This is a genomic window from Acidovorax sp. A79, from assembly GCF_041154505.1.
Taxonomy (GTDB): domain Bacteria; phylum Pseudomonadota; class Gammaproteobacteria; order Burkholderiales; family Burkholderiaceae_C; genus Acidovorax.
This window is the reverse complement of sequence record NZ_AP028672.1, coordinates 334448-347379: the sequence shown is the minus strand read 5'-3', so window position 1 is coordinate 347379 and position 12932 is coordinate 334448. Positions and strand designations below refer to the sequence as shown.

Here is a 12932-nt window from a genome sequence, read left to right as displayed (position 1 = left end):
CCCGGCCGTTTTTCTCACGCCCGCAGATCCATCTCTTTCGAGAAGGAACGCCACACGCCAACGAGGACCGTGCCGTTGGCGCCGTTGGCCCGTGATGAAGGAAGTATCTTGGTCTCAAGAGGCCTGCAGGGCTCCCTCGCAGGCCACCATGCGGTCCAGTTCCGCGCACACGTCGGCCATCCTGCCGGCGATCACCAGCCGGCCCGTGCCGGGGGCTGAGATCCTGCGCAAGACCTTGGCGGTCCGGCGGCCCGATCCATCGGTGGGCCGCGGCGCGGCGCAGGCGCTGCGGCTTCCTGCGGGCGGTACCGGCATCGCGGGCGGTGCTCTGCGGGTGCCGGCCTGCCGCCCGGGGCCTTCGGCGGGGGGCGTCTGGGGCGTGTTGACCGTGAAGGGCCAGTTGCCGCGCAGCGGACGTGGGCCAGGGAGACCCTGCGGGCGGTGGATGCTCCTGGAGCCGGCCGTGCCCCGGCCGTCGCTGCGGTCCGTGTCATCATGGTGGGAACGGGGTGGGGGCGAACCTGCCGCAGACGGCACCGCGAGCGCGGCGGTCGAGTGAAACCAGCGCGTCAGCGAGCGCAGCGGCATGGACAAGGTGGAAAAGGTGATCAAGGCAATTCCCATGTGAAAACTCCGAAGGTCGGGGGTTGGACATAGGCAGGATTGCAAATTGAACCCGCACCGCAGGGCTGGCGTGCCGGTTTGCCCGGCACACCAAACGCCCGCCACCTGCAATGCGGTAGTGAATGGACCAGCAGCCGGGACCGGCTACATCAGCATGGTGTTGCGAATGAGGCCTACCGCGAGACCTTCGATTTCGAAAGGTTCGCCAGGCTGTACCACGATGACCGGGTAGTCCGGGTTTTCAGGCAGCAACTCGATGGCCGTGGCGGTGCGCCGCAGGCGCTTGACCGTCACGTCGTCTCCCAGGCGGGCCACGATGATCTGGCCGTTGCGCGCCTCGCGGGTGGACTGCACGGCCAGCAGGTCGCCGTCCATGATGCCGGCATCGCGCATGGACATGCCACGCACCTTGAGCAGGTAGTCGGGCTTGTGCTGGAACAGGCTGTTTTCCACGCTGTAGGTCTGGTCGACGTGTTCCTGCGCGAGAATGGGCGAACCCGCCGCCACCCGCCCCACCAGGGGCAGGACCAGCTGGGAGAGCCCGGGAATGGGCAGGTGGAACTGGCTGCCGCGCGCTGCATTGATGGAGCGCAGCGTGTCGCTGCGCAACCGGATGCCCCGCGATGTGCCGCTCACCAGTTCGATCACGCCCTTGCGTGCGAGGGCCTGCAGATGTTCTTCTGCCGCATTGGCCGACTTGAAGCCCAGTTCAGCCGCGATTTCGGCGCGGGTGGGAGGCGCCCCTGTGCGTGCAATGGCGGTCTGGATGAGGTCCAGGATCTGTTGCTGGCGGGCCGTGAGTTTCGGGTTGTCGAGCATGGTGGTTTCCGGTGGAGGCGGCTACAGTGAAGGACAACTGTTTTTTAATCCAGTAACTGTATTTTTCACCAGTTTTTCGGAGTATGCAAGTGAGTGGGCAAAAAATTGTGGTTTTGGGCACTGGAGGAACCATTGCCGGCACGTCGGCACAGGCGGGTGACAACATCGGGTACACCGCCGCGCAGGTCGGGGTGGAGCAGCTGCTGGCAGCGGTCCCCGGATTGCAGGAGGCGGCCGGTGGCATGCTCGTGGCGGAGCAGGTGGCTCAGATCGACAGCAAGGACATGGATGGCGGGGTGTGGCAGGCCCTGGCGCTGCGCTGCGCCCACCACCTCCAGGATGCTTCCGTGCGCGGGGTGGTCATCACCCACGGCACCGATACGCTGGAGGAGACGGCCTGGTTCCTGAACCAGGTGCTGGATACCCGGCTGAAACCCGTGGTGCTGACCTGCGCCATGCGCCCGGCCACGGCGCTCACGCCCGACGGGCCGCAAAATCTCCTGGATGCCGTGGCGGTCGCGGTGGCTGCGGGTGCCCGCGGCGTGCTCGCAGTGGCCGCTGGCGAGGTCCACGGCGCACAGCAGGTCCAGAAGGTGCATCCGTACCGTGTCCATGCGCTCAGTTCGGGCGAGGCCGGGCCTTTGGGGTGGGTGGAGGAGGGCGCCATTCGCCTTGCGCAGGATTGGCCGATACCGCCCGCCAAGCATGCGTGGGGTGCTCTGCAAAATATAGCAAATGCAGCGGCCTGGCCCCGCGTGGAGGTGATCATGAGCCACGCGGGCGCCACGGGCGCCATGGTGGATGCGCTGGTGCGTGACGGCGTCCAGGGGCTGGTGGTGGCATGCACCGGCAACGGCACCATCCACCACCTTCTGGAAGCCGCATTGCTGCGCGCGCAGGAGGTGGGCGTGCGGGTGGTCCGGTCCACGCGCTGCGCCGAGGGGCGGGTGCTGCCCAAGCCTGGTGACGTGCTGCCTGATTCCGGCGGGCTGCCGCCCCTGAAGGCCCGGATCTCGCTGATGCTGGACCTGATGCGCTGAGCGCGAAGGCTGTCCGGTGTTGTTTGCAGCCCTCAAGACACACGCCTGGGCCTACCCGGCGCTGGAAGTGGTGCACATCGTTGGCATTGCCCTGCTGCTGGGCAACCTGGTGCTGCTGGAGTTGCGCGTGTTTGGCCGGGGGGCGGCGCTGCCCGTCAAGGACCTTGCGCGGCTCAGCCTGTCGCTGGCATTGTGTGGCTTTGGCCTGGCGGCGGCATCGGGCCTGCTGATGTTCGCCACCCAGCCTTCCGAGCTGCTCGCCAGCCGCGCATTCACCTTGAAGATGCTGCTGTTAATGCTTGCGGGCTGCAACGCCGCGTGGTTCCATGGGCGTGGATCGCTGGCGCGCCTGGACGCCCTGGCCCGGGTGCAGATGCTGGCGTCCACGCTGATCTGGCTGGCCGTGGTGGTCTGTGGCCGCTGGATCGCCTATCTGTGACCTGACAAGGAGAGAACCGATGAGTCTGCAACGCCGCCGCCTGCTCCTGGCCACTGCGATGGTTCCGCTCTGGGCGCGCGCCCACCATGGCTGGAGCAGTTTTGATGCCGAGCGCCCCATCTATCTGGAAGGCACGGTGCGCAAGGTGCGCTGGCAAAACCCCCATGCCGAGCTGGAGCTGGAGCTTCCCGCGCAGTTGCGGCTTCCCGCGGACCTGGCGCAGCGCGCGGTGCCCGCCCAGGCCTCGCCCGTGGACGGCAAGGCCTTGCTGGCCAAGGCGGTGCTGCCCACCCGCAAGGACCGCCGCTGGGAGATCGAGCTGGCGCCCCTGACACGCATGCAGGCCTGGCAGGTGCAGGAGATCAAGCCCGGCACGGACCTGTCGGTGGTGGGCTTCACCCTGCGCGATGAGAAGGGCGATGCGGTGCTGCGCGCGGAATACCTTTTCGTGGACGGCAAGGCCTACGGCCTGCGCTCCAGTCCGGCCTGAACAAAACCAGGATGGGTGGCAAGGCCGGGGCCATGAGGGTCTGGCCCGCTGGTGCCACGGCGCGCCTGACGGGGCCACCGGCACCTCCCAAAAGAAAAGCGACGCCCTGGTGCCCCATGGCGTCGCTGGTCCTGGGGCGTGACCCTCGCGCTCAGCTGGCCAGCGCCTGGAGCGCGCGCGCGGTGATTTCTTCCACGCTGCCCGTGCCGCTGATGGCGCGGTACTTGGGGGCGGCGTCGGGCTCGGCCTGGGCCCAGCTGCTGTAGTAGTCCACCAGGGGGCGCGTCTGGTCGCTGTAGACCTGCAGGCGCTTCTTGACGGTTTCTTCCTTGTCGTCTTCGCGCTGGATCAGTTCCTCGCCCGTCAGGTCATCCTTGCCTTTCACCTTGGGGGGGTTGAACTTGACGTGGTAGGTGCGGCCGCTGGCAGGGTGCGAGCGGCGGCCGCTCATGCGTTCGATGATGGCCTCAAAAGGCACATCGATTTCGAGCACGTAGTCGAGCTTGACGCCCGCCGCCTTCATGGCGTCGGCCTGGGGAATGGTGCGGGGAAAGCCGTCGAACAGGAAGCCGTTGGCGCAGTCCGCCTGCGTGATGCGTTCCTTCACGAGACCGATGATGATGTCGTCGCTGACCAGGGCACCCGAATCCATCACGGCCTTGGCCTGCAGGCCCAAGGGCGTGCCCGCCTTCACCGCCGCCCGCAGCATGTCGCCGGTGGAGATTTGCGGGATGCCGTATTTCTGGCAGATGAACGTGGCTTGCGTGCCCTTTCCGGCGCCAGGCGCGCCCAACAGAATCAGTCTCATGGAAGTCCTCGAAGGTTAGAAATCGGTTGGCGCCGCTGGCGGGGACGTTCGAAGGGCGCCTGAAGCCGTTCTGTGCGCCCGGGATGCGGTGCTCTCGTTGCGGGCGAGGATAGCATGCGACCACCTTGCGCTGACTTACACGCCGTACCGCGCGGCGGCCAGGGTGTCGCGGTGCGGATAGTGCCCTGCACGGTGGCGCGGGCAGGTCCCCGCGCCACGGGGCCGCCGGGGCGTCCGTCAGCGGAAAAGGCTGCGGACCCGCTCCAGATCCTCGGGGGTGTCCACGCCAGGCCCCGGGGCGGTGCTGGCCAGGTGCACCGCGATGCGGTGGCCGTGCCACAGCGCGCGCAACTGCTCCAGCGCTTCCACGGCTTCGGTGGGGGCTGGCGCCAGCGCCGGAAATTCCCGCAGGAAGCCGGCACGATAGCTGTAGATGCCCACATGCCGCAAAGGCGCGAACCCCGCCAGGGCGGCGACGCCGGGTGTGGCCGCCTGGGCGGCGCCTTGCCACCAGGGCGTTGCGGCATGGTCGCGGGCGAAGGGGATGGGCGCCCGGCTGAAGTAGTGCGCCAGGCCCCGCGCGTCCAGCACCACCTTCACCACGTTGGGGTTGGCGTAGTCGGCTTGCGACGCAATGGCGTGCGCGGCCGTGCCCATGCTGGCCTCGGGGCGGGCCGGCAGCAGTTGCGCCACGGCATGGATGAGGCCGGGGTCCATCAGGGGTTCATCCCCCTGCACGTTGACGACGATGTCGGCGCCATCCAGCCCCAGCTGGACGCAGGCCTCTGCCAGCCGGTCGCTGCCGCTGGCATGGTCGGCGCGGGTCAGGATCGCCTCCACGCCGTGGGCCGCGCAGGCCTGCAGGATGCGGTTGTCGTCGGCGGCCACCACGACCCGGGTGGCGGCGCTCTGGGCCGCGCGGCGGGCAACCCGCACCACCATGGGCAGGCCGGCGATATCGGCCAGGGGTTTGTCGGGCAGCCGGCTCGATGCCATGCGGGCCGGGATCAGCACCGTGAAGCGGCTGTCCGGTGCCACGGCGCCGGGGGCGGGCACAGCGCTCACTGCTCCAGTTCCTCGTCGGTGAGCGTTCGGGCTTCGTTTTCGAGCAGCACCGGGATGCCGTCGCGCACCGGGTAGGCCAGCCGCGCGCTGCGGGAGACAAGTTCCTGCGCCTCGCGGTCGTAGGTCAGCGGGCCTTTGGTGACAGGGCAGACCAGCAGTTCAAGCAGTTTGGGATCCATGGTGGCGGTGCTTCCGGGAGGTTCGTTCGGGCAGGCAGCGATGATAGCGGCGGCCAGCCCCGCGGGACCGGCGGTGCGCGCTAAAGACCACCCGGTGCCGGCAGGCGCGCATCCAGGGCCGCGAAAAAGGCTGGATCCATGTGCAGTTGCAGGGGCACGGCCAGTGCGTCCGGGTGGCGGGGCCACAGCTTGACGGCATCTTTTTCAGTGCAGATCAGTGTGTAGCGGTTATCTGGTGAGCGGTTCCAGCTATCAAAATCATAGTGATCCGGCAGGGCCTGCGCGTGCGCCAGTTGCAACGCCTGGGCCTGCAGCATCGCAAAGAAGTCCCCGGGGCGTGCGACGGCCGCCACCGCGTGCAAAGGCTGCCCCCGCAGGCTGGACAAGGGCACGCGGGTGCCGTCCGAGCGCACGGCCCAGGGGGCCAGGCGCCGTTGCAGCGCATAGGCCTCGAAGTCTCCCCGGGGCGGCACGCCACCCGCATGGAGCACCAGGTCCACCGGCCGCGGCCAGGGCTCGCGCAGCGGGCCCGCAGGCAGCAGGAAGCCGTTGCCGACGCCCTGGTCGTTGAAGATGCAAACCTCCACATCGCGCGCCAGGGCCAGGTGCTGCAGCCCGTCGTCGCAGACGATCACGTCGGTGTGCGGGTGCGCCGCCAGCAGGGCGCGGGCCGCGGCGATGCGGCGCGGCGCGACGAAAACCGGCACCCCGCAGCTGCGCGCGATCAGCGCGGGCTCATCGCCCACCTCGCGGGCGGGGCTGTCGGGCGCCACCGCCCGGCAATCGGTGGTGCTGCGGCCATAGCCGCGCGAGATCACCCCGGGGCGCAGGCCGCGAGTCTGCAGGTGTTTCACCACGGCGATGACCACGGGCGTCTTTCCGGCGCCTCCGGCGATCACATTGCCCACCACGACGACGGGACGGCCCGGGTGTTCGGCCTTGAGCACGCCAGCGCGGTAAAGCCCCCGGCGCAGGGCCACCAGCGCCCGGTACAGCAGGGAGACGGGCCACAGCGCCCAGGCGGCCGGGCCGCGTGCCTGCCAGATCTTCTGCAGCCCGGAGGCCGGGGAAGGTGCGCCGCCGCGCGCCGCGGACCGGGGGGGCGGGGGCGGTTGCGGCCCGGGGCCAGCCATGCCGTGTCAGCGGCCGGTGCTGCGCGCCGCGGCCGACGACTGCGTGGCAAACGTGATCTGCGTGAGGCCCACGCGGCGCGCCGCCTCCATCACCGAGACCACGGACTGGTGCGGCGACATGGCGTCGGCGCTGATGATCACGACACTGTCGCGCCCGGCGGTGGCGGCGCCGCGCAGGGCCTGCGCGATGGCGTCCACGCTCTTGCCGTCCACGCCGTTCTTGTTGACGGCATAGCGGCCGTCGGCGGCCACCGAGACGATCACTTCCTTGGGGTGGTCGCGCTGCTGCTCGGCGTCGGCCACCGGCAGGGTGAGCTGCAGCTCCGTGAACTTGCTGTAGGTGGTGGTCAGCATCAGGAAGATGAGGATCACCAGCAGCACGTCGATGAACGGGATCAGGTTGATCTCCGGCTCTTCCTTGGCGCGGGGGCGAAAATTCATGTCGACGATCCAATGGGCGGTACGCGTTGCCCGCGAAGTTTGGAAACCGGCGGCGTCAACGCAGGCGGGCGTGGCGCAAGGGCCGCCCCGCCGCACGGGCGGCGTACCCCTGCCCGCGGTGCATGGCGCTGCGAGAAGCAGGGAAGGGCGCGGCCGCGCCTCAGGGGGGAGTTCACTTCTTCCTCAGGCGCAGGATGTGGCGGACGAACTGCTCGGAAGCCAGCTCCAGCGTGAGCAGATAGGCATCGACGCGGGCGCGGAAGTAGCGCCAGAAGATCAGCGCCGGGATCGCCACGATCAGGCCGAAGGCCGTGTTGTACAGCGCCACCGAGATGCCATGCGCCAGCTGCGCGGGGTTGCCGCCGCCCATGGCCTGGCCCACGCCGCCGCTGCCGGCCTGCGAGCCGAAGATCTCGATCATGCCGATCACGGTCCCCAGCAGGCCCAGCAGGGGCGCGGCCGATGCGATGGTGGCCAGCGCCGCGAGGTATTTCTCCAGCCGGTGGGCCACGGCCCGGCCGGCGCCTTCCATGGCCGAGCGCAGGTCGGTCTCGCTGCACTGGGGGTTGCTGTTGAGGGTGCGCAGGCCGCTGGCGAGCACCTCGCCCAGGGCGGAGTTCTGCGCGAGCTGGTTCACCACGTCGGGGGTGGGCACGGCCTTGGAGGACACCGTGATGGCTTCATCGAGCAATTTCGGAGGAGCGACGCGGGCCGTCTTGAGGGCCACGAACCGTTCGAAAATCAGCGCCATTCCCAGGATGGAACACGCAATCAGGGGCCAGATCGGCCAGCCTGCGGCTTGTATGATGGACAGCAAATCTCTCTCCGCGCAGATGAAAGCAATCGGCGATTATGGCCCAGCTTCCTGCCGCCTCCGCGTCACAAACAGTTACCTTGCCGGGTGGCCACCGCATCGGCGGTGTCACCCACAAAAACTGTGGATAACTTTGTGGGAAACCCGGTTCGTGCGCCGCGCAAAGTGGCGTCCCGCCGTGCTTGCAACAGATTGATGAAAAATTGCGCAGTGAAAAAATCATATAAATCAATAACTTGCACGTGCAACCGTGTTTTGCGGCCAGTTTTGCCGGGCGCGCTGCCGTCCTGGGTCGCTCGGGCGGTTCTGTGGAGTACTCGCCCCTGGAGCGCGCCGCGAAAGCCCGCCGTATCTCATGTTTGAGCGCCCGGGCCTCGCGGCGGCGCCGCGCGTTTGGGAAGTTGGCGCGCTATGCCGCGCCATTGCTGATGCGCTGGAGGCGCGGTTCAATCCTGTCGCGGTGCGCGGGGAGATCACGGGCTTCTCGCGCGCTTCCAGCGGTCATTGCTACTTCTCGGTCAAGGACGCGAATGGCCAGTTGCGCTGTGCCATGTTTCGCCGCGCGGCCAGCCTGCTTGACTTTTCTCCACGCGATGGCGAATTGGTGGAAGTGCGCGGCCGCCTTGGCGTGTACGAGGCGCGTGGCGACCTGCAGTTCATCGTGGAAAGCATGCAGCGGGCGGGGCAGGGTGCGCTGTTCGAGCAGTTCCTGCGTCTGAAGGCCCAGCTGGAGGCCGAAGGCCTTTTCAGCGGCGACCGCAAGCGTCCGCTGCCGCTGCAGCCGCGCGGCATCGGCCTGGTCACCTCCACGGGGGCGGCGGCCCTGCACGACGTCGTCACCGCCTTGCGCCGGCGCGTGCCGCACATCCCGGTGGTGCTGGTGCCCGCGCAGGTGCAAGGGGGCGCCGCACCGGCCTCGCTGGTGGCGGCGCTATCAAAACTGTATCTGCTGGCGCAGGCTGGACAAGCGCCTGGGGCTGATCTGACCCGCAACCCGCCGATCGACGTCATCCTGCTGGTGCGGGGCGGGGGTTCCATCGAGGACCTCTGGGCCTTCAACGACGAGCAACTGGCCCGCACCATCGTGCGCAGCCCCGTGCCGCTGGTCAGCGGCGTGGGGCATGAGACGGACTTCACCATCGCCGACTTCTGCGCCGACCTGCGCGCGCCCACGCCCACCGCGGCCGCCGAGCTGGTGGCCCAGCCCCGCGACGTGTGGCTGGGCGCCCTGGGCCTGCTGGGCGGGCGCATCGCCGACGCGGTGCAGCGCCAGCTCGATGCACGCCACCAGCGGCTGGACCAGGCGGCGGCGCGGCTGGGCCGCCCGTCCGGCCTGGTGGCGCGCCAGCAGATGCAACTGGCGCGCCTGGCCCAGCGCATGCGGCATGGAGTGCTCCTGAAATTGCAGCGCCTGGCGCAGACGCAGGAAGCGCTGGAGGCCGATTTGCCCAACAAACTGCTGCGCTGCGCCGCGCGGCAGTCGGACCGCCTGGACCGCGCGGCCCTGCGGCTGGAGTTGCTGGATCCGCGCCTGGTGCTGCAGCGCGGGTACGCGCTGCTGACCGATACCGGGGGCCAGGCCGTGACCAGCGCGCGGCAGGCGCACCCCGGCGACGCCTTGCGCGCCACGCTGGCCGACGGCGTGGTGGATGTGACGGTGTCCCAGCCGCGCCTGCTCTGACGGGGGTGCCTGTAGGACAGTGGCGGGTTGTGGCGCTTCGGCACCGATCCGTGTGGCCTCACGCTGCACAGGTCACCTGATCTTCCTACAATGCCCCCTTTGTGCTGTGTCCGACTGCATTGCTCAGGAAAGATCGCGGTGCAGATGGCATCCCAGAATTTCAAACCACGAGGAAACCACCATGGAACATACCCTTCCCCCGCTGCCTTACGCCATCGACGCCCTGGCGCCGCACTACAGCCAGGAAACCCTGGAGTACCACCACGGCAAGCACCACAACGCCTATGTGGTGAACCTCAACAACCTGCAAAAGGGCACTGAATTCGAATCCATGACGCTCGAAGAGATCGTCAAGAAGTCCAGCGGCGGCATCTACAACAACGCCGCCCAGATCTGGAACCACACCTTCTTCTGGAACTGCATGGCACCCCAGGGTGGCGGTGAACCCTCCGGCGCGCTGGCTGCGGCCATCAACGCCAAGTGGGGCAGCTACGCCGCCTTCAAGGAAGCCTTCGTCAAGAGCGCCGTGGGCAACTTCGGCTCGGGCTGGACCTGGCTGGTGAAGAAGGCCGACGGCAGCGTGGACATCGTGAACACCGGCGCCGCCGGCACGCCGCTGACCACGGCCGACAAGGCGCTGCTGACGGTGGACGTGTGGGAACACGCGTACTACATCGACTACCGCAACATGCGCCCCAAGTTCGTCGAGACCTTCCTCTCCAGCCTGGTGAACTGGAAGTTCGCGGAAGCCAACTTCGCCTGACGGATTGCTTGCGCGGTGCCGCGGCAGCCACCTGCCGCGGACAAGAAAAACGGCCCCGCGGGGCCGTTTTTCTTTTGCAGTCCCCCCGGACCGGGGGCGGACCTAAGGGCGGCGAAACAGCGCGCCCGAGAGCTTGGCCCCTGCCTTGATGCCCTTCTGGGCAAACCAGCCCTGGTTCATTTCCAGCACATAGCGCACGGGCTTGGCAGAGCAGTGGGAGTCCAGTGTCTGCGGCTTCATGTCCGCCAGGTTCACGATGGTGCCGTCATCCTCCACGAAAGCCGCGGTGAGGGGCAGCAGGGTGTTTTTCATCCAGAAGCACTGCTGTGCCGGCTGCTCGAACACGAACAGCATGCCTTCGTGCTGCGGCATCTCCTTGCGGTGCATGAGGCCGGTCTGGCGTTCCTGGGGTGCAAGGGCGACCTGGGCGTCGATGCGGTGCATGCCCGCCGTCAGTTCGACGCGCCGCAGATTCAGCTGCGGTCCTTCCTGGGCGGCAACCCCGCCCGCATGCAGCAGGGCGGTGGCGGCCACCAGGGTTGCGGCGGCCAGGGCGGCGCGGCGCGCGAAGGACATCACGCGGGCGGTGCGGGCCTGCGGGGCGCGGGCCGGGTGAAGATCGGTCATGGGCAGGGCTTTCATGAAGGCAACACGGACGATGGCAATGAACGGGCAGCGGAAAAATCACGCTGCGGACGATGGCAGATTAGCGCAAACATGCAGGCATGGCGGCACAACGGGGCATTGCACGGCCCCCATCAACAAAAACGCCCGCGGCAGCGGGCGATCTTGAAGCGGCGGGCCCTGGCCCCGCGCGGGCCTGGCGCCCGGCGTTTCAGGCCACCTTCTTGGTGGTTTTCTTCTTGGCGACCTTCTTGGTGCTGTGCGTCTTCTTCTTGGCCGTGGTGGCGGCCTTGTGGGTCTTGGCTACCGGTGCGGGAGCCGCGGCGGGCGCAGCCATGGGGGCTGCGGGAGCAGCAGGGGCGGGAGCGGTTGCTGGCGCTTGCTGTGCGAAAGCACCCGCAGCAAACAGACCAGCCACCAGTACAGCGAGGAGTTTTTTCATATGTGCCGTTTCCAGTGTGAACAAGGGTTGAGGGCCATGCGAAACCCCGCATGGCTCCACCCCCAACGATAGCAGCGGCAGCCGCGTTGACAGGGTCTTGGCCATAAATATTTGTCATTAGAATTGACCGGCTTCAGAGCGCTTTGCCCAATTCGCTGAATCCTGTTTCAGCCACCCCAGGAGACACCCGCCCATGACCAGCTACCAGCACATCAAGGTGCCCGCCGAAGGCCAGAAAATCACCGTCAACGCCGACATGTCGCTGAACGTGCCGGACCAGCCCATCATCCCTTTCATCGAAGGCGACGGCACGGGCCTGGACATCACGCCGGTGATGATCAAGGTGGTGGATGCCGCGGTGGCCAAGGCCTATGGCGGCAAGAAGAAGATCCACTGGATGGAGGTCTATGCCGGCGAGAAATCCACCAAGGTGTATGGCCCCGACGTGTGGCTGCCCGAAGAGACCCTGCAGGTGCTGCGCGAGTATGTGGTTTCCATCAAGGGCCCGCTGACCACGCCCGTGGGGGGCGGCATCCGCTCGCTGAACGTGGCGCTGCGCCAGGAGCTGGACCTGTACGTCTGCCTGCGCCCCGTGCAGTATTTCAAGGGCGTGCCTTCGCCCCTCAAGGAGCCCGAGAAGACCAACATGGTGATCTTCCGCGAGAACTCGGAGGACATCTATGCCGGCATCGAGTTCGAGGCCGAGTCCGACAAGGCCAAGAAACTCATCAAGTTCCTGCAGGATGAGATGGGCGTGAAGAAAATCCGTTTCCCCAACACCTCGGGCATCGGCGTCAAGCCCGTGTCGCGCGAGGGCACCGAGCGCCTGGTGCGCAAGGCCATCCAGTACGCCATCGACAACGACAAGCCCAGCGTGACCATCGTGCACAAGGGCAACATCATGAAGTTCACCGAAGGCGGCTTCCGCGACTGGGCTTACGGCCTCGCGCAGAAGGAGTTCGGCGCCCAGCTGATCGACGGCGGCCCGTGGTGCAAGTTCAAGAACCCGAAGACCGGCAAGGACATCACCGTCAAGGATTCGATCGCCGACGCCTTCTTGCAGCAGATCCTGTTGCGCCCCGCCGAGTACTCGGTGGTGGCCACGCTCAACCTCAACGGCGACTACATCTCGGACGCGCTGGCGGCCCAGGTCGGTGGCATCGGGATCGCGCCCGGGGCCAACATGTCCGATTCGGTGGCCTGCTTCGAGGCCACGCACGGCACGGCGCCCAAGTACGCCGGCAAGGACTACGTGAACCCGGGCTCCGAGATCCTCTCGGCCGAGATGATGCTGCGCCACATGGGCTGGATCGACGCTGCCAACCTGATCATCCGCTCGCTGGAAAAGTCGATCGCCTCCAAGAAGGTGACCTACGATTTCGCGCGCCTGATGGATGGCGCCACGCAGGTGAGCTGTTCCGGTTTTGGCCAGGTGATGATCGACGCGATGGACTGACCGCCGCCGGCGCGCCGCGCGGCACGGATGGAGCCCCTGATCTCCGTGAGGATTTCAGGGGTTTTTGTTTTTCGGCCTCCCACGGCGGATGGCGAAGATGGGTCGGGGTATGGC

General features: G+C 67.5%; 16 protein-coding genes. 6 read left to right on the top strand and 10 right to left on the bottom strand.

The window, feature by feature from the left end; translation table 11 throughout:
* Positions 1-114: 114 nt before the first annotated feature.
* Positions 115-624 carry a hypothetical protein gene (locus tag ACAM51_RS01575; protein ID WP_369642534.1) on the bottom strand — a complete coding sequence of 170 codons (510 nt, stop codon included), beginning with the start codon at positions 622-624 and terminating at the stop codon, positions 115-117.
* Positions 625-768: 144 nt separating this feature from the next.
* Positions 769-1443, bottom strand: a complete 675-nt coding sequence (gene lexA, locus ACAM51_RS01570) for a transcriptional repressor LexA (RefSeq protein WP_218294885.1) — start codon at positions 1441-1443, stop codon at positions 769-771.
* 83 nt (positions 1444-1526) lie between these two features.
* Here lexA and ACAM51_RS01565 point away from each other — a divergent pair, with 83 nt between their 5' ends.
* The 3 genes from ACAM51_RS01565 to ACAM51_RS01555 are packed head-to-tail and all read left to right on the top strand — an operon-like array spanning position 1527 to position 3412.
* Positions 1527-2483: an asparaginase gene (locus ACAM51_RS01565; protein ID WP_218294886.1), complete on the top strand. Its 957-nt coding sequence runs from the start codon at positions 1527-1529 to the stop codon at positions 2481-2483.
* Positions 2484-2502: 19 nt separating this feature from the next.
* The gene (locus ACAM51_RS01560; RefSeq protein WP_218295306.1) at positions 2503-2922 is read left to right on the top strand and encodes a hypothetical protein; all 420 of its coding nucleotides are present in this window, start codon (positions 2503-2505) and stop codon (positions 2920-2922) included.
* A gap of 19 nt (positions 2923-2941) precedes the next feature.
* Positions 2942-3412, top strand: coding sequence for a DUF6152 family protein (locus ACAM51_RS01555; RefSeq protein ID WP_218294887.1), 471 nt, complete (start codon positions 2942-2944; stop codon positions 3410-3412).
* Positions 3413-3563: 151 nt separating this feature from the next.
* On the opposite strand, the gene adk is transcribed toward ACAM51_RS01555, so the two are convergent.
* The 6 genes from adk to ACAM51_RS01525 form a co-directional block, all read right to left on the bottom strand.
* On the bottom strand, positions 3564-4220 hold the full coding sequence (gene adk / locus ACAM51_RS01550; RefSeq protein ID WP_369642533.1) for an adenylate kinase: 657 nt from the start codon (positions 4218-4220) through the stop codon (positions 3564-3566).
* Between the two features lie 237 nt (positions 4221-4457).
* Entirely contained in the window at positions 4458-5216 is a 759-nt protein-coding gene (gene kdsB / locus ACAM51_RS01545; protein ID WP_369643909.1) for a 3-deoxy-manno-octulosonate cytidylyltransferase, read from the bottom strand.
* 65 nt (positions 5217-5281) lie between these two features.
* The gene (locus ACAM51_RS01540; RefSeq protein WP_056062396.1) at positions 5282-5464 is read right to left on the bottom strand and encodes a Trm112 family protein; all 183 of its coding nucleotides are present in this window, start codon (positions 5462-5464) and stop codon (positions 5282-5284) included.
* Between the two features lie 80 nt (positions 5465-5544).
* Positions 5545-6597, bottom strand: a complete 1053-nt coding sequence (gene lpxK, locus ACAM51_RS01535; protein ID WP_369642532.1) for a tetraacyldisaccharide 4'-kinase — start codon at positions 6595-6597, stop codon at positions 5545-5547.
* A 6-nt stretch (positions 6598-6603) separates the two neighbouring features.
* Positions 6604-7038 (bottom strand): biopolymer transporter ExbD, encoded by a 435-nt coding sequence (locus ACAM51_RS01530; RefSeq protein WP_218294890.1) that lies wholly within the window; start codon positions 7036-7038, stop codon positions 6604-6606.
* A 172-nt stretch (positions 7039-7210) separates the two neighbouring features.
* The gene (locus ACAM51_RS01525; RefSeq protein ID WP_218294891.1) at positions 7211-7855 is read right to left on the bottom strand and encodes a MotA/TolQ/ExbB proton channel family protein; all 645 of its coding nucleotides are present in this window, start codon (positions 7853-7855) and stop codon (positions 7211-7213) included.
* 352 nt (positions 7856-8207) lie between these two features.
* On the opposite strand from ACAM51_RS01525, the gene xseA reads away from it, so the two are divergent.
* Positions 8208-9533: an exodeoxyribonuclease VII large subunit gene (gene xseA / locus ACAM51_RS01520; RefSeq protein ID WP_369642531.1), complete on the top strand. Its 1326-nt coding sequence runs from the start codon at positions 8208-8210 to the stop codon at positions 9531-9533.
* Between the two features lie 181 nt (positions 9534-9714).
* Complete coding sequence (locus ACAM51_RS01515; protein WP_218338504.1) at positions 9715-10296, top strand: superoxide dismutase; 582 nt, start codon at positions 9715-9717, stop codon at positions 10294-10296.
* Positions 10297-10398: 102 nt separating this feature from the next.
* Here ACAM51_RS01515 and ACAM51_RS01510 read toward each other — a convergent pair whose 3' ends face one another.
* Both ACAM51_RS01510 and ACAM51_RS01505 read right to left on the bottom strand, forming a co-directional pair.
* A complete protein-coding gene (locus tag ACAM51_RS01510) occupies positions 10399-10923 on the bottom strand; it encodes a DUF192 domain-containing protein (protein WP_218338505.1) in 525 nt (174 codons plus the stop codon).
* A 208-nt stretch (positions 10924-11131) separates the two neighbouring features.
* Positions 11132-11362 carry a hypothetical protein gene (locus ACAM51_RS01505; protein WP_218294896.1) on the bottom strand — a complete coding sequence of 77 codons (231 nt, stop codon included), beginning with the start codon at positions 11360-11362 and terminating at the stop codon, positions 11132-11134.
* Positions 11363-11555: 193 nt separating this feature from the next.
* Between ACAM51_RS01505 and icd the strand changes: the two genes are divergently transcribed.
* Positions 11556-12818, top strand: a complete 1263-nt coding sequence (gene icd / locus ACAM51_RS01500; protein WP_369642530.1) for an NADP-dependent isocitrate dehydrogenase — start codon at positions 11556-11558, stop codon at positions 12816-12818.
* Positions 12819-12932: the final 114 nt, after the last annotated feature.